General features: G+C 50.4%; 13 protein-coding genes. 3 read left to right on the forward strand and 10 right to left on the reverse strand.

What is annotated here, in order from left to right; translation table 11 throughout:
- Nucleotides 1-5: 5 nt before the first annotated feature.
- From manD to CJA_RS14780, 3 genes are all read left to right on the forward strand, one after another.
- On the forward strand, nt 6-1214 hold the full coding sequence (gene manD, locus CJA_RS14770; protein ID WP_012488647.1) for a D-mannonate dehydratase ManD: 1209 nt from the start codon (nt 6-8) through the stop codon (nt 1212-1214).
- A 59-nt stretch (nt 1215-1273) separates the two neighbouring features.
- On the forward strand, nt 1274-2401 hold the full coding sequence (locus CJA_RS14775; protein ID WP_012488648.1) for a glycoside hydrolase family 43 protein: 1128 nt from the start codon (nt 1274-1276) through the stop codon (nt 2399-2401).
- Nucleotides 2402-2568: 167 nt separating this feature from the next.
- Entirely contained in the window at nt 2569-3195 is a 627-nt protein-coding gene (locus CJA_RS14780) for a putative glycoside hydrolase (protein WP_041551581.1), read from the forward strand.
- Between the two features lie 119 nt (nt 3196-3314).
- Here CJA_RS14780 and CJA_RS14785 read toward each other — a convergent pair whose 3' ends face one another.
- The 10 genes from CJA_RS14785 to mutL all read right to left on the reverse strand — a co-directional run bounded on the left by CJA_RS14785 (nt 3315) and on the right by mutL (nt 16664).
- Nucleotides 3315-6782 (reverse strand): TonB-dependent receptor, encoded by a 3468-nt coding sequence (locus tag CJA_RS14785; RefSeq protein ID WP_012488650.1) that lies wholly within the window; start codon nt 6780-6782, stop codon nt 3315-3317.
- A 305-nt stretch (nt 6783-7087) separates the two neighbouring features.
- The gene (locus tag CJA_RS14790) at nt 7088-8383 is read right to left on the reverse strand and encodes an adenylosuccinate synthase (protein ID WP_041551582.1); all 1296 of its coding nucleotides are present in this window, start codon (nt 8381-8383) and stop codon (nt 7088-7090) included.
- 49 nt (nt 8384-8432) lie between these two features.
- On the reverse strand, nt 8433-9608 hold the full coding sequence (locus tag CJA_RS14795) for an ATP phosphoribosyltransferase regulatory subunit (RefSeq protein ID WP_041551583.1): 1176 nt from the start codon (nt 9606-9608) through the stop codon (nt 8433-8435).
- 20 nt (nt 9609-9628) lie between these two features.
- Nucleotides 9629-9859, reverse strand: a complete 231-nt coding sequence (locus CJA_RS14800) for a DUF2065 domain-containing protein (protein WP_238526778.1) — start codon at nt 9857-9859, stop codon at nt 9629-9631.
- Between the two features lie 117 nt (nt 9860-9976).
- Entirely contained in the window at nt 9977-10852 is an 876-nt protein-coding gene (gene hflC, locus CJA_RS14805) for a protease modulator HflC (protein ID WP_012488654.1), read from the reverse strand.
- Nucleotides 10852-11985, reverse strand: a complete 1134-nt coding sequence (hflK, locus tag CJA_RS14810; RefSeq protein ID WP_012488655.1) for an FtsH protease activity modulator HflK — start codon at nt 11983-11985, stop codon at nt 10852-10854. Before hflK ends, hflC begins: the two co-directional genes overlap by 1 nt.
- Before the next feature lie 27 nt (nt 11986-12012).
- Nucleotides 12013-13350 (reverse strand): ribosome rescue GTPase HflX, encoded by a 1338-nt coding sequence (gene hflX, locus CJA_RS14815; RefSeq protein ID WP_012488656.1) that lies wholly within the window; start codon nt 13348-13350, stop codon nt 12013-12015.
- Nucleotides 13351-13383: 33 nt separating this feature from the next.
- Entirely contained in the window at nt 13384-13650 is a 267-nt protein-coding gene (gene hfq / locus CJA_RS14820; protein WP_012488657.1) for an RNA chaperone Hfq, read from the reverse strand.
- Between the two features lie 122 nt (nt 13651-13772).
- Nucleotides 13773-14789, reverse strand: a complete 1017-nt coding sequence (miaA, locus tag CJA_RS14825) for a tRNA (adenosine(37)-N6)-dimethylallyltransferase MiaA (protein WP_012488658.1) — start codon at nt 14787-14789, stop codon at nt 13773-13775.
- A gap of 3 nt (nt 14790-14792) precedes the next feature.
- Nucleotides 14793-16664, reverse strand: coding sequence for a DNA mismatch repair endonuclease MutL (gene mutL / locus CJA_RS14830; protein ID WP_041551584.1), 1872 nt, complete (start codon nt 16662-16664; stop codon nt 14793-14795).
- Between the last annotated feature and the right edge of the window lie 2 nt (nt 16665-16666).

Raw genomic sequence — 16666 nt, forward strand, 5'->3', positions numbered from 1 at the left:
AGCCGATGAAAATTGTTGACGCTAAAGTCATAGTCACCTGCCCTGGCAGAAATTTCGTTACGCTAAAAATCGTTACCGACCAAGGCATCTATGGCATTGGCGATGCAACCCTCAACGGCCGGGAAAAATCTGTTGTCTCCTATCTGGAAGATTATCTGATCCCGGTCCTCATCGGTCGCGACCCACAACAAATCGAAGATATCTGGCAATTCTTTTATCGCGGTGCCTATTGGCGCCGCGGTCCTGTTGGCATGACAGCACTGGCCGCTATTGACGTTGCACTCTGGGACATTAAAGCCAAACTGGCCAACATGCCACTTTACCAATTGCTCGGAGGCAAAAGCCGCGAGCGAATCCTCAGCTATACCCACGCCAATGGCAAAGACCTGGACTCCACCCTTGAGGCGGTACGCAAAGCCAAAGACAAGGGCTATAAGGCCATCCGTGTACAATGTGGTATCCCCGGCATCGCTAAAACCTATGGCGTTTCCACCAATACCAAAAGTTATGAACCGGCGGATGCCGACCTGCCCTCTGTAGAAGTCTGGTCAACCGAAAAATACTTAAACTATATTCCCGATGTCTTTGCCGCTGTGCGCAAGGAATTCGGCCCCGACATTCATTTACTGCACGATGTGCATCACCGCTTAACCCCTATTGAAGCGGCGCGCCTGGGCAAGGCACTGGAGCCCTACCACCTGTTCTGGATGGAAGATGCTGTACCGGCCGAGAACCAGGAAAGCTTCAAACTGATTCGCCAGCACACCACCACGCCACTGGCAGTCGGTGAAGTGTTCAACTCCATTCACGACTGCCGCGAGCTCATCCAAAACCAGTGGATCGACTACATACGCACCACCATCGTCCACGCCGGCGGCATCAGCCAAATGCGTCGTATCGCCGATTTCGCCAGCCTGTTCCACGTGCGTACCGGCTTCCATGGCGCTACCGATTTATCGCCGGTATGCATGGGCGCTGCGCTGCATTTTGATTACTGGGTTCCCAACTTTGGCATCCAGGAACACATGGCCCACAGCGAGCAAATGAATGCCGTCTTCCCCCATGCCTATACCTTTAATGATGGTTATTTCACGCCAGGGGAAAAACCTGGCCACGGGGTAGATATCGACGAAAAGCTGGCCGCGCAGTATCCCTACAAGCGCGCCTGCCTGCCTGTGAATCGGTTAGAAGACGGAACCCTCTGGCACTGGTAAGCTGGCAAGGCTAATAACGGCACCCCATACACTAAAAATTATTCCAGGAGGTCATTGCCATGCCATTACCACTGCGACATTGTTTTTCCTTCACCCTGCTCGGCCTGTTATTACTGGGCTGCCAGGATAAATCTGCCGAGTCAACACCAGCCACGGCTGCACCCGATGCAACCAGTGCTGGTGTTGCGCCGCCCAAGGTCATCTATGACCGCAATAAATTTATCAACCAGCCACTGGTGTCCCACATCTATACTGCCGATCCATCTGCGCATGTATTTAACGGACGTCTTTATATTTATCCATCGCGTGATATTCCGACAGACAAAACACCCAATGAAACAGGCGATCATTTCGATATGCGCGATTATCATGTCCTGTCACTGGAAAAACCGGGCGATCCGGTTGTCGACCATGGCGTAGCACTCACGTTGGAAGATGTACCCTGGGCCAGCCGCCAACTCTGGGCTCCGGATGCCACCGAAAAAGACGGTAAGTATTATTTATATTTTCCCGCCAAAAATAAGGAGGGTATCTTCCAGATTGGTGTTGCTCTCAGCGATTCACCCACCGGCCCATTTAACGCCGAGCCCGAACCAATTAAAGGCAGCTTCAGTATCGACCCGGCGGTATTCAAAGACGATGATGGCAGCTATTACCTGTACTTTGGCGGCATCCGCGGAGGGCAATTACAGCGCTGGACAACAGGAACCTACAGCGACACCGATGCCTATCCTGCCAGCAACCAACCGGCCCTCAGCCCCAAGATCGCACGCCTGAGCGACGATATGCTGCAATTTGCAGAGGTACCGCGCGATGTCTTGCTCCAGGATGAAGGTGGAACACCGCTGCTGGGGACTGATAATAATCGCCGCTTTTTTGAAGCTGCCTGGGTGCACAAATACAATGGGAAATATTATTTCTCCTACTCAACCGGAGACACCCACTACATCGCCTACGGTGTCGGTGACAGCCCTTATGGCCCCTTCACCTACAAAGGCATCGTATTAACCCCTGTGCTTGGCTGGACAACACACCACTCTATTGTGGAATATCAAGGCAAGTGGTACCTGTTTTACCACGACGCCCAACTCTCCGGAGGGGAAACACACCTGCGCAATATCAAGGTTACCGAACTGGTACATCATGATGATGGCAGTATCCAACCCATAGTTCCCTATTCTAACTAGCCGGCCCCGTTGGTTTATGCTTAAAAATCCCGTAACAGTCCTGCGCTGTTACGGGATTTTTATTGGTGCCGAATTGACATTTATCCGACTTAAGTGAATATTGATACAGATGCATTATCCATGCATAGGCAACTCACAACACCCAATAATAATTTGAGGTCAACATCATGCGCGATAAGCTTTATGTACTCATCTGTAGTAGCTTCCTGATGATTCCCGCGGTTGAAGCCCAGCAACTTAATCCTGATTTTTTCTACATCGACAAGGGCCATCCTGTCGCTCGCGGTATCCAGGTCGGTGATCCCAGCAATTGGTCAACATCCATTGAAAATCGCAATGGAAAATCCAAAAGCGGCAAACTAACCGTCGGCACCACCACATTCCAACAGGACGGCGACGCCCTGCAACTGACCTGGGCACCACGCAAAAAAGTCCAGGGCAGCTTTTCTGTTTACGGCAACGCTATTGATCTCAGTAAATACAAGGATGCAGCATCATTAACCATAGATATGCGCGTCGATGTAAAACCGGATAAAGACGTCAAGGTAGGAATGGATTGCGGCTATCCCTGCCGCGCCGAAGTACAAATCCGCAAAATGATCAGTGCCATGCCCAGGGGGGAGTGGTTCTCCCTACCGATTCCACTGAACTGCTTCAAAAGTGACAACTTCGACCTAAGCAAAATAAACGGCCCATTTTCCATTACCACCGATGGAAAATTTACCGTAAGTATCGCGAATGTTCGGTTGGAAAAGTTACCGGCTGGGGAAAAGGGTTGTGCGGAAGAGGAGTAAATAAATCTTACCTCACTGTAGAATCACCTTGATAAATTTCCATCTTAACGATAATCGAACGAGCCATCTTTCAAAAAGAAAAAAGCCCTGCAATAGCAGGGCTTTTGACAAGCGAAGTATTAGAACTTGGCCCGCATGATAAAAGAATAACGGCGATCCTGAATAAACCAACTGCGTCCTGCCTCAGTACCACCATCATCCAAAATCATGATAGTTTTAGATTGAGTATCTAAAAGGTTTGTTGCTTGGAGACCAATGGTAATGTTGTCATTAATGTTATAAAACAGCGACCCATCCAAAAATCCTGCGTCATCATTCCATAAAGGATACTTGGAAATCACATCTCGCGTAGTGAGCAAATACTTAGAGCGCCAGTTATATGCAAGACGAGCGGACCAATCATTCTTCTCATACATTAACACCAGGTTAGCTGTGTGTTTAGACTGTCCCTGCAAAGGAACTGTAGTCAGATTAACACGAGCGCCGGTATCATTTTCACTACCTGGTTGCGTCCAGTCAGCATCCTCATAGTCTTCTTCATTATTAGGCACACCAGATGCTTCAATCCAAGTGTAATTAGCCTGCATGCCCAATCCATCAAATGGTTCAGGCAAGAAATCAAAAAACTGTTGATAAGCCAGCTCAATGCCCTGCATGCTGCCATCACCACCATTACGGGTAGACACAACATCAACATAACGTACCTCACCAGTATTGATTGGATGAGGGATAGCCTGTCTACTTGCACCATGCACAAAGAAATTGGACAAATCTTTGTAAAAATAAGTTGCAGTCAGCGATCCAGCACTAGCGAAATAATACTCCAAGGAAACATCATATTGTACGGACTCCATAGGCTTCAGATAGGTATTTCCACCTGAACCAGTCCAGTCACCAATATAGGTAGACTCCGTGTAAGTAAATGGTCGCATTAAGGGGTTGCCATCACCATCATAATTGATATTTCCCTGATCATCACGATCAACGATAGAGACCTGCCTTTCATTCTTGTCGTATCCATTCGTACCAATACTAATATTATTACGCACTAAGCTCATATCCGGTAACGCAATAGCTTTCGATGCAGCAAAGCGACCAATGAGATCATCTGTCAATTCAACCTTAATATTAAGGCTTGGCAAAAATGCATCATAAGTATCTTTGGCAGTACTCCAACCTGATCCCATCGCGCCATAACGGCGATCTGATTCAGGCAAGTAGTTCCACGCTTGATTGGCCCAACTGTTTTTTGAGAAAAAATCCGGATAATCAATATAATCACCAGCAGCAATTAACGTGTCTGCATATGCCAATACTTGAGTGCCAGTTAACACAGATGGTAATCCAGATGATGCAGGTATAGCGTCTGACGCTGTTAGATTTCTATCCAGCTCTGCCGAACGCACATAACCCGTAGAGCGACGCTCTATTTCAACATAGCGAACACCAACATTACCATTAAAGCGCAGCTCAGTATCTTCTGATCCAAAATCAACTCTCACATAAGCTGCATTATTTCTTTCGATCGTATTGGTAATTTCACTTGGTAAGAAAATACCGAATTGACTATCTACTCCTTCACGACATGCATAAGGTGTATAGCTTCCTCCTGGTGATTTTTTATAACGTGAACCATTACAATCTGGATTACTGCGCAAGTCTGCAACCACATTACGATTAATAAAGTAAAGTGAGTTACCGCCCTCTATATCCAAAGCACCTCCACGATGGAAATTAGACCAATCAACACTGCTGTAATAGCTTGATTGCTCTGGGACATGATCAAGATAAAGTGTACCGGCACTATACTCTGGCGCTATCGATCCCCAACCATAACTGGTAGAGCGCACTGTTTGATCACGTTCTGCAAAGCGATAACCACCTTGAATACTCTTAATTAAGCCAGCATTTTCAAATTCATACTTAATATCCATGCGAATAGCATCTGACGTACCATCAGAACGCTCATAATGATCCATCGCAGAACGATACCAATAGCTAGTAATATCACTAAAATAATTTGCATCACCCTCAGGATCACCAGTCCAACCAGGACGTACTACATCGTTGTTGTAATTATCTGGGTTAGCGTCACGAATACCATTCCATGGATTGATCAGTGTCAAATGAGGAGTATCACCCGATAAATCATATTTCTGTAGTGCGGCAACTGCTAAATGTACAGCCAAATCATCGACTTCCGTTTCAGCCTTAATATGCTGATAATCCAAATCAATCGTCCAGGCATCATCAGGAGTCCACTTCAAGTTGAGAGACATATCCTCAACCAAAGTATTATTAGACTGTCCACGAGTGTCCAATTGGAACTTATGGCCAAAATTGGAAATACCGCCTACTCCAGTCGCCGTTGTTGGCATACCACTATAAGGGTTTGGATAACGAGTATTCACACTCTCCAAATAAAGAGGATCACCATTTTCCTTAGTGCCAATCACTGGACCGATCTCACTAGTTGCACGCCACGCACCATTAGCATGTGACATGAAGCCAGACTCAAATAAACCATTATCAGTAAAGCTGAATGCCGTATCACCATAAGGACGTGTATTGCGATCGGAGTCTTTATAGCCACCTTGATATTTCAAGGCATTTTCCCACCAATCTAAATTAGCTTCTGATCGAATATATTCAGCGGTGACCAAGTATTTACTATCATGGTCTTTCCACTGAAATGCAGTTGCAAGGCCCTTTCTCTCACGCTGATCTTCCTTCATCAGCAAATTTGCTCCCTGAGGCATCCACACAGTGCCTTGGCCATCTTCACCTACAAAAGCCTCCGCACCTTTAATACCAGCAGCATCAAATTTCTTATACACATCAGACTGAATACCGTGAGATACACCAACAAGTTCTGAATGTGCAATATTGATTAAAAAACCATATTCACCAACATTAGTATCCCAACGATCACTAAACAAACCTGATATTGAGGGCTTTAACTCTTCAGCAATATCACCCCATGTACCATCCGCAGTAAATGCAACTAAACGACCATCTTGATCAAATGGCTTACGAGTGCGCAAACTAACAGTACCACCAATACCGCCTTCAATTAGGTCTGCAGATTGATTTTTATAAATATCAACACCTGACATTAACTCAGGTGGAACATCTTGGAATGATAAGCCACGACCTGAGTCGGCAGTAAAGGAGTCGCGACCATTAAACTCTGAACGTGTAGCAGTCATACCACGAATTACTGCTCCAGAGCCTTCTACAGAAAAGTGATCTGGATCATCTGCAGCCTGGAATCGCTCGATAGAAACACCTGGCAAACGCTGCATAGCTTCTAGCACTGAGCGATCCGGTAATGAGCCAATATCTGTAGCAGTAATAGAATCAACGAAAGTATTTGCATTACGCTTCAAGTCTTGCGCATTCTGCAAATTTTGACGCATTCCGGTAACAATAATTTCTTCAACCGAACCATCACTTACAGCTGGACCTTGCTCTGTCTGAGCAAAACCAGGCGCACTAAATGCCATAACGCACATTGCCAACATCGATTTTTTAAAAACCAGGTTTTGTTTGCTGTTTATAGCTGATTGTTTTTTATGGAAAACCATAGCCAACCCCTTTTAATTAACATTATGTTTTTTGCGGTTTATTCGAATTTCCACACGCAATTTTATTTTCACTATTAAAACTGGTGTACTTGTCGTGCAGATCATCGGTATCTCAATAATAGTCTTGCACACAAGTATATGTCAATCTGACTATAAGTATTTTTATTAACTATTTGGCCGCTGGCGCCACACCAAAATGACAGCGCTGTCAATAAGGAGTGACTTAAAATTACTGGCAACAACAATTTTTAAATATAAAAAACCCGCTTATCGCGGGTTTAGGAAGATGAAATGAAGAGGGGGGATTATTCTGCAAAGGGGTGGCGCAGAACGATAGTCTCGACCCGATCCGGACCTGTAGAAATAATATCGATTGGGGTTTTGATCAACTCTTGCAGGCGCTCAATATAAGCGCGTGCATTGGCAGGAAGGTCGTCAAGGCTCTTGGCACCTACAGTGGACTCACTCCAGCCAGGCATCTCTTCATAAATAGGTTGTACATCTGCCCAACCCTCGGCATCGTAGGGAATCCCTACTGGATTGCCCTGACCATCCTGGTAACCAATGCAGATCTTTACCGTTTTCAAGCCATCCAGTACATCCAGCTTGGTAAGACAGAGGCCTGTAACACTGTTAATACGGTTAGCATGGCGCACCGCCACTGCATCAAACCAGCCACAACGGCGCTTACGCCCGGTCGTGGCACCAAATTCATGGCCTTTTTCACCGAGATAAGCCCCCACTTCACAATCAAGCTCAGTAGGGAAAGGGCCCGAGCCTACGCGGGTGGTATAGGCCTTGGTAATGCCCAGTACATAGTCCAGATAGAGAGGGCCAAAGCCAGAGCCTGTTGCAGTGCCGCCGGCAGTGGTGTTGGAAGAGGTAACAAAGGGGTAAGTACCATGGTCAATGTCAAGCAAGGAGCCCTGTGCACCTTCAAACAGGATACTTTGACCGGATTCGCGTGCAGCGTGCAACTGCTCTGTGACATCAGCCATCATAGGCAGCAATTCTTTAGCCCAGGCGGCACAATCTGCCAGGGTTTTGTCATAGTCTACTTCCGGGGCCTTGAAGTAGTTTGCCAATACAAAATTGTGGAACTTGAGTATTTCTTTCAGCTTAACGGCAAAACGTCCCATGTCTGCCAGGTCGCCGAGGCGCAAACCGCGACGAGCCACTTTGTCCTCATAGGCAGGGCCAATGCCACGGCCGGTTGTACCGATTTTGGCATCACCACGGGCAGCTTCGCGCGCCTGGTCAAGGGCAACATGATAGGAAAGAATCAACGGGCAAGCGGGTGAGAGACGCAAACGCTGGCGAACAGGCACACCTGTCGCTTCCAGCTCATTAATCTCTTTTAACAAAGCTTCGGGAGACAGTACCACGCCATTGCCAATCATACAGGTGACCCCCTCACGCAGTATTCCCGAGGGAATCAGGTGGAGAACGGTTTTCTTCCCGTCAATCACCAAGGTATGGCCGGCATTGTGGCCACCCTGGAAACGAGTCACCAGCGACACCTGGTCGGTCAGCAGGTCAACGATTTTACCCTTGCCTTCATCACCCCATTGGGTGCCCAATACCACGACATTTTTACCCATGACTGGTTTAACTCTCTGTACTTTGATAAACAATTGAGACATAGCCCGCTCACTGGAGCGGGACTACCTGATACTTGCCGTCCAGCAATAACAACTGCCGATCGCACTTCAACTCTGCCAATTGGCCGGCGGGTGTTAGCTGGATAACCCGCTCACCACGCGCGCGAAGCGCTTTAATCGCCGCCCACTGTTGTGGATCCTGATTGACCTCAACAGCAATCGCAGAAACATCATGCTGTCCAATGAATCCCAGCTTGCTTAGCGCGGTGATATCGACAGCAAAACCGGTCGCTGGACGAGCCCGTCCAAATACTTCACCAATATGATCGTAACGGCCACCACTGGCTATCGGGTTACCATAACCCGGTGCAAATGCGGCAAATACAATCCCGGTCAGGTAGTGATAACCACGAACCTCACCCAGATCAAAATAAAGCTCAGCGCTGGGGTAGCGGGCCATCACCACGGCAGCCAACTGCTGCAAATGATCGAGAGCGTCGATTACTTGAGGCAGATGGGCAAATTGGCTGCGCGCCCGATCAAGCACCTCTATGCCACCAGCCAGTGAAGGCAGGAGGATAAAGGCAGCCGCTTTATCGGCAGACGGAATATTCGCCTCTACCCAAGCGTGAATCTCTGTCACGGCCTTGCGCTGCAACAACTCAAAGAACTCTTGTTCCTGCGCAGTAGTCAAACCGGCATCATTTGCGATGGCACGGTAGATTCCCACATGCCCCAGGTCTATGTGCAAGCGTGGCAGTCCTGCGACCTGCAGCGATTCCAGCAACAGTGAAACCACCTCAATATCGGCAGCCAAATCCGCTTCGCCATAAAACTCGATTCCCGCCTGGATGGGAGTTCGGGTGGCAAGCGGGTTCTTGGGCCGGGCATGTACGACATGACCGGCATAACAGAGACGATTAGCGCCCTGGCGATTAAAACTATGGGCATCCATACGCGCCGTTTGCGGGGTAATATCAGCCCGGATTCCGAGGGTGCGGCCAGATAACTGATCAGTGACTTTAAGTGTCAGCAGATCTATATCCCGCCCGGACCCGGTCAAAAGCGAGTCAGTGTATTCAAGCAAGGGAGGGATAACCATGTCATAACCCCAAGCGCTGTAGAGATCCAGCAACTTGCGGCGCAGGCTATCTATTGCTTTGGCCTCCCCCGGCAGGATTTCTTCAACCCCTTCCGGCAAAAGCCAACGATCGGCATAGGTCATGACGACTCTAACCATCCTATTTAATTAATCAGGTATAACAAACCAACCCCTATGGCCATGGATACCAGACCCATAGAGCGTAACTGTTTATCAGTTACCTCGGCCAGACTGGCCACCAGGCGGCGCCAACGGGCGGGGTAGAGAAAGGGAATGATGCCCTCGAGCACCAGCATGAGACAGAATGCCCGACCCAGCTCTTCCCACATAAAAACCTCAGACTGTAACGCGCAGTGTTCACCTACCAGGCTCATGATAGGGACGCACACATAAAAAAACCGAGCTTCTGGCTCGGTTGCAGCATTTTAACACTCTTTGGGCGAAGATTGACAGGCTAAATTTACCCCGCCTCCTCGCCCTTGAGCCTTATCTCAGTTCTTACCTTTGGCGTTTTTCAGGTAACGGAAGAAGTCACTGTTAGGGTCTATGACCATCAGATCATCTTTGGTTCCAAAACTGGTTTTGTACGCATTGAGGCTACGCACAAAGCTGTAGAACTCCGGATCCTTACTAAAGGCAGCCGCATAAATAGCCGCCGCTTTGGCATCACCCTCACCGCGAATACGCTCGGCATCGCGGAAGGCATTCGCTTCAAGCACGGCACGCTGCTTGTCAGCATCAGCACTGATAACCTCAGCCTGTTCTTTACCCTGGGCGCGATATTCACGCGCTTCTTTTTCCCGGTCGGCCGCCATACGATCGTACACAGGGCGACTCACTTCCGCCGGGAAATCGACACGCTTGACGCGAATATCCTTAACCTCAACACCCAGCAGTTTGATGGCTTCTTCATTAATGCTTTGGGTAATTTCTTTCATCAACTCATCGCGTTTACCCGAAACCACATCGTGCAGGGTACGGCGACCAAACTGGTTGCGCAGGCCATCGGCAACACGCTGGGCAAGGCGATCAACCGCAAGGTCCTCAACACCGCCTGTAGCCTTGTAGTAGGCCTCCACGTCCAGAATGCGCCATTTGATGTAGGAATCCACAATCAAACGCTTGTTCTCAACGGTAAAGAAACTGGCCTCTACCATGTCAGCCGTTAACAAACGGCCATCAAACTTGCGCACTTTTTCAGCAAAAGGGATTTTTGCATGGAGCCCGGGCTTAACGTCCATATCAACCAGGCGACCGAACTGGAGGACAACAGCACGCTCATATTCAGTCACAACATAGAGGCTGTTAAAGGCAATGATAGTCCCCAGGAACAGCAAGAATGCTGCGAAAAGACCTTTACTAGACATTAGCGCACCTCCCGGCGAACACTGGGGCTGACGAGAGTTTCAGCAGGTTGCATGGATCGGGTGTTGTAGGGATCCAGCGGTGCGGGAGAAGAATCGACAGACTTCACTGAGCGAGCCCCTCCCATACGATCCAGCGGTAAATAGATCATATTATTGCCGCCCTTAACATCAACCATTACTTTGGATGCACTTCCCATGACACTCTCTACCGCATCAAGGTAGAGACGCTCGCGCGTGACTTCCGGCGCCCGCTTATACTCTGCTAACAGGTTTTCAAAGCGGTCCGTTTCACCCTCAGCACGGGCAATAACTTCAGCCCTATAGGCTTCGGCCTCTTCCATCATACGCTGAGCCCTACCGCGGGCTTCGGGAATAACCGCGTTGGAGTAAGCTTGTGCCTGGCTTTTCAGGCGGGACTCATCTTCTTTAGCCTTAATAACATCGTCAAAGGCCGCACGAACCTCCTGTGGAGGACGAGCTTCCTGGATATTGACGTTCATAACGTTAATACCAGCACCATAGGCCTCCAAATAAGCCTGGAGGCGACGCTGAACCTCGGCGGCAATAGCCTGGCGGCCTTCGGACAACACCTGGTTTAACTCCGAAGAGCCCACCACATGGCGCACCGCAGAGTCTGTTGCATGGCGCAGGCTGGTCTCAGGGTCGCGGACATTCAGCGCAAAGGCTTTGACATCCGCCACGTTGTACTGGACCGTCAAAGGCAATTCAACAATGCTTTCATCTTCTGTAAGCATCAAGCCCTTGGAAGAGTACTGGCGCGCTGAGGTGGTATTCACAATGATCACCTGCTCAATCAACGGCCAGCGCCAATTAAGGCCCTCCCCCTTGATATCCGCAAAGGCACCAAAGCGCAGCACCACAGCACGCTCTTTTGCATCCACCTGATAGACACCCACAGCCACATAGAACACAGCCGCGATAATGAGGGCGATAACAGCCATAAAACCAAACCCGGAGCCTCCCGAGCCCCGCTTGGAACCACCGCCACCACCAAACATGCCGTTCAGCTTGTCCTGTAGCTTTTTAAACGCCTCGTCCAGGTCTGGGGGCCCGTCGTTGTTATTGCGACTACCCCAAGGGTCTTTGTCTTTTCCCGGTTCATTCCAGGCCATAATCAGTCTCCACAGATCAAAGTAAAGCTAGGTTGGGGACGCATCCGGATTTTGCAATTCCCCATCGTCCCCCGGATCGAGCCAGAGAAGTGAATCATATTGGGTGCCACAAGCACTCAGAATACGCAGCAAATCGTCTTTGGGTAAACGTATGTAAATCTCAAGATTGCCATCATCGCGATAATGCTCATCTATTACCGCTTGCTGGCTATACAACATGGCTCTCAAGCGCCCCTGCTGCGGCTCCAGCACAAGGCTCCCGGCAACAATCCCCTTGCCAAGCAGTTCAGAAATTGCCTGGGCCAACAAATCCAGGCCAACCCCAGTCTGGGCAGATAACCAGACGGCAATTGGTTTGCCAGAATCATCGCGGTCAATTTGCGGGGATGCACCTTCTAACAAATCAAGCTTGTTGTAAACCCGTAATTGCGGTAAATCTGCTGCGCCTATCTCTTCCAGCACCAGGTCAACCTGCTCAATATTACGCAGGCGCTCCTCTGCTGCAGAATCTATCACATGCAATAACAAACTGGAGTTACTGGCCTCTTCCAGCGTGGCACGAAATGCCTCCACCAGGCGATGCGGGAGATGGCTGATAAAACCCACCGTATCCGCCAGTACGACCGCACCAATATCTGCCAGCTCTATACGTCGCATGGTGGGGTCCAGGGTAGCGAACAACTGGTTCTCAGCGTACACCTCCGCACCGGTGATGAGATTGAATAGCGTCGACTTGCCAGCGTTGGTATATCCCACCAAAGACACTGTCGGAATCGCTGCTCGCTGGCGCGAGCGGCGCCCCTGCTCACGCTGCGAGCGCACCTTTTCCAACCTGGATTCAATTTGTGTAATCCGGTTGCGCAATAAGCGCCGGTCTGTTTCCAGTTGGGTCTCACCAGGGCCACGCAGGCCTATTCCCCCTTTCTGTCGCTCCAGGTGGGTCCAACCGCGGATCAACCGGGTAGCGGTATGGCGCAGCTGGGCCAGCTCGACTTGCAACTTACCCTCAAAGGTACGTGCACGCTGGGCAAAAATATCCAGAATCAGGCCTGTGCGATCAAGCACTCGACATTGCAATTCTTTTTCCAGGTTGCGCTCCTGGCTGGGAGTCAGGGTGTGATTAAAGATTGCCAGTTCGGCTTTATGCTCTTGCACCAGCTGGCGTAATTCTTCCAGCTTACCGGTACTGATCAGGTATTTGGCTGTGGGAGTAACGCGCGAACCCGTGAGGAACGCAACAGGGTCACCACCAGCGGATAACACCAGTTCTTCAAATTCACGAGGATCTTCGGCTTCTTGGCCATGAGACAAATTCAGGTGAACCAGCACAGCCAGTTCACCTGATTCGGGGCGATCGAAAAACAATTAGCGACCTCGAGCAGTATCTATGGGCGATAATTACTCGGCTTGCTCGTCTTCTTCGCCTTCAGCACCGCCCGCTTCATTCAGCAAAGGAACACGAACAGCACGAGACGGGACAACGGTAGAGATAGCATGTTTGTAAACCATTTGGCTTACTGTGTTTTTGAGCAGTACAACGAACTGGTCAAAGGACTCAACCTGGCCTTGTAACTTGATACCGTTTACCAGGTAAATCGATACAGGCACACGCTCTTTGCGCAGAACGTTCAGGTAAGGGTCTTGTAAACTATGCCCTTTTGACATGTTTATTCTCCTCGGGACAATAAAAAAGACTACAAAATTTACCCTCCAAGAACCCCTCGTACATCCTGAGGAGCAGGGGAGGAAACAAGCATGAAAATCTGACTAGGGTTCTCACTGGGCTATTATATGGCTGTCGGCTTGAGAAAATTCAAGGCGCAACGCACAATTTCTTCCTTTGCCAGTGGTTTTCCCTGTTCAGTCTCAGTGTATAGCCAGTGTAGCTGACTATTTTCACTTGTCGACCGAGCGCCCTCATTCGTCATCCAACCGCGCAACCAGGTAAATTGCCGCTTGGCCAGCTGACGGGTTGCGATTATGCCACGTGCAACCATTTCGTCATAATGCAGTTTGTCATCAAGGTAGTCCCATACCTGGCGATACCCCACTGCACGGATTGCCGGAAGGTCGGTATGCAAGTCGCCGCGCTGGTAAAGTCGGCGCACCTCTTCGACCAATCCCTGCGCTAACATCGCGTGAAACCGCTGCTCTATACGCTGGTGCAAAATAGCGCGATCACGCGGGCTTATTGCAATTTGCCGGACGCAATAACGATCTTCGAATGCTCTGACATCGCCGGATGCCTGTTGTTCACGTCGCAATTGCGTCATGGTTTTGCCACTGACGCGATAAACCTCTAATGCCCGACTGACGCGCTGGGAATGATTGGGGTGTATGTCAGCGGCAACATCTGGATCCACCTCGGCGAGTTGTTGATGTACATAGGGCCACCCGAATTGTGCCGCATCGGCTTCAATTTGCGCGCGCACGCTGGTGTCTGCAGCCGGCATCTGAGCCAGACCATCAAGGAGCGCACGAAAATAGAGCATGGTGCCTCCCACCAGCAATGGAATGTTTCCCTGCCGGTGGATAGCGCTAATCTCACGTTCGGCATCCACTAAAAAATCAGCGACCGAATAAGGCTCAGCCGGATCGCGAATATCGATTAACCGATGGGGGGCTGCCGCCAGTTCTTCCGGTGACGGCTTGGCGGTGCCTATATCCATCCCCCGATATACCAGGGTCGAATCCACACTGATTAATTCCACCGGCAAATGTTCGCGCAGGCGCATTGCCAGATCGGTTTTTCCCGACGCCGTTGGCCCCATCAGGAAAATAACAGGCAGGCGCGTACTATCCATGAATTACTGGCCACGCATAAATAATTTGTCGAGCTCATCCAGCGATTGCAGGAACCAGGTTGGCCGCCCATGGTTGCATTGGCCACTCCGCTCGGTGGCCTCCATATCGCGCAACAGCGCATTCATTTCAGGAATGGTTAATTTGCGATTGGCGCGGACCGAACCATGGCAGGCCATGGTGGCAAGTATTTCATTGATGTGGTGCTGGATGCGCTCACTGGTGCCATGTTCAATCAGGTCAGACAGCACATCGCGCACCAATTGCTCGGCCTGTGCGCGATTGAGGATAACCGGCAGTTGGCGGATCAACAGTGTCTCCGGGCCGGCGCGCTGTAATTCAAATCCCAGGGTTTTAAAAATATCGGCAAACTGCTCGGCGCAATCGGCTTCTTTTTCGCTGACAGCAATCGATTCAGGTACCAAGAGCGGCTGGGTTTGCAGGCCGCCATGGGCATAGGCTGCTTTCATTCGCTCATACGTGATGCGCTCGTGGGCAGCATGCATATCCACCACAATGAGGCCCTGGGCATTTTCTGCCAGGATATAAATGCCCTTAAGTTGAGCAAGCGCATAGCCCAAAGGGGGTATGTCTTCTGTGGGGGTTTGCGGTAAGGCACGCGCGGTCACAGGCTCCGCCGACGCCAGTAATTCGCCATAAGTGTGCATTTGCTCGCGTATTGTTCCCGGCGACACAGAGGTATAGCCCGGGCGATATCCGCCCGAGGTGGACGGGGCAAAACTCATCGCGCCCTGGCCTTTGAATTCTCCCGCGGCAATCCCCTCTACCAACGGACGCGGGGAGACCGCATAGGGGGCAATTCCAGGAGTGTCCTCGCCAAGGTCGGCAGCCTTACGCGCCAGGGTGTCTTCCGGGCGAACCTTGGCAAGGGCGTGATGCAGGCTGGAATAGATAAAGTCGTGCACGGTACGGTTATCGCGGAAACGCACTTCGTGCTTGGTGGGATGCACATTGACATCCACCGTTGACGGATCCAGCTCCAGGTAGAGTACAAATGCCGGATGGCGGCCATGGTAGAGCACATCCTGATAAGCCTGGCGCACCGCATGGCTGACCAGCTTGTCGCGAATCGCCCGGCCATTGACATAAAAATGCTGCAAATCTGCCTGGCTACGGGAAAAGGTTGGCTGGGCAACCCACCCCCACAGGCGCAAGCTACCGCGCTCCATCTCGATAAACACAGCGTTTTCCATAAAGGCCGGGCCGCATACCTGGGCGACGCGACGCTCCTGTTCCAGTTGGGAATCGCCGGCACGCCAGGCATAGATAGCGCGGCCGTTATGGCGCAAATTAAAGGCGACATCAAAGCGCGATAAGGCAAGGCGCTTTACCACGTCTTCCAGGTGGGTGTATTCGGTCTTTTCACTGCGCAGGAATTTGCGGCGGGCGGGCGTATTGAAGAACAGGTCGCGCACCTCAACTGTCGTACCGCGCGGGTGGGGTGCTGGAGAGATTTGGGTTTCCATATCGCGCCCTTCGGCCACGACTTGCCAGCCGGCACTATCCTCCGAGGTACTGCTAACCAGCGCCAGTCGGGCTACCGAACTGATACTGGCCAACGCTTCACCGCGAAACCCCAGTGTCGCTACCGCTTCCAGATCATCCAACTCATAGATTTTGCTGGTGGCATGACGGCTCAGTGCCAAAGGCAGGTCATCCTTATCGATACCACCGCCATTATCGCGCACCCGCATCAGCTTGATGCCGCCGTCCTCTATTTCTATATCCAGGCGCGTAGCGCCCGCATCCAGGCTGTTTTCCAGGAGTTCTTTAATGACTGACGATGGTCGCTCTACCACCTCACCGGCAGCAATCTGGTTAGCGAGGCGGGGACTCAGGAGTTTGATTTTGCGCATGG

The organism is Cellvibrio japonicus Ueda107 (genome assembly GCF_000019225.1).
Taxonomy (GTDB): Bacteria; Pseudomonadota; Gammaproteobacteria; order Pseudomonadales; family Cellvibrionaceae; genus Cellvibrio; species Cellvibrio japonicus.

What these genes read in the sequence shown, in the direction of transcription:
- manD (WP_012488647.1), top strand. Translation starts at nt 6, where the DNA reads ATGAAAATTGTTGACGCTAAAGTCATAGTCACCTGCCCTGGCAGAAAT.
- CJA_RS14775 (WP_012488648.1), top strand. Translation starts at nt 1,274, where the DNA reads ATGCCATTACCACTGCGACATTGTTTTTCCTTCACCCTGCTCGGCCTG.
- CJA_RS14780 (WP_041551581.1), top strand. Translation starts at nt 2,569, where the DNA reads ATGCGCGATAAGCTTTATGTACTCATCTGTAGTAGCTTCCTGATGATT.
- CJA_RS14785 (WP_012488650.1), bottom strand. Translation starts at nt 6,782, where the DNA reads ATGGTTTTCCATAAAAAACAATCAGCTATAAACAGCAAACAAAACCTG.
- CJA_RS14790 (WP_041551582.1), bottom strand. Translation starts at nt 8,383, where the DNA reads ATGGGTAAAAATGTCGTGGTATTGGGCACCCAATGGGGTGATGAAGGC.
- CJA_RS14795 (WP_041551583.1), bottom strand. Translation starts at nt 9,608, where the DNA reads ATGACCTATGCCGATCGTTGGCTTTTGCCGGAAGGGGTTGAAGAAATC.
- CJA_RS14800 (WP_238526778.1), bottom strand. Translation starts at nt 9,859, where the DNA reads ATGAGCCTGGTAGGTGAACACTGCGCGTTACAGTCTGAGGTTTTTATG.
- hflC (WP_012488654.1), bottom strand. Translation starts at nt 10,852, where the DNA reads ATGTCTAGTAAAGGTCTTTTCGCAGCATTCTTGCTGTTCCTGGGGACT.
- hflK (WP_012488655.1), bottom strand. Translation starts at nt 11,985, where the DNA reads ATGGCCTGGAATGAACCGGGAAAAGACAAAGACCCTTGGGGTAGTCGC.
- hfq (WP_012488657.1), bottom strand. Translation starts at nt 13,650, where the DNA reads ATGTCAAAAGGGCATAGTTTACAAGACCCTTACCTGAACGTTCTGCGC.
- miaA (WP_012488658.1), bottom strand. Translation starts at nt 14,789, where the DNA reads ATGGATAGTACGCGCCTGCCTGTTATTTTCCTGATGGGGCCAACGGCG.
- mutL (WP_041551584.1), bottom strand. Translation starts at nt 16,664, where the DNA reads ATGCGCAAAATCAAACTCCTGAGTCCCCGCCTCGCTAACCAGATTGCT.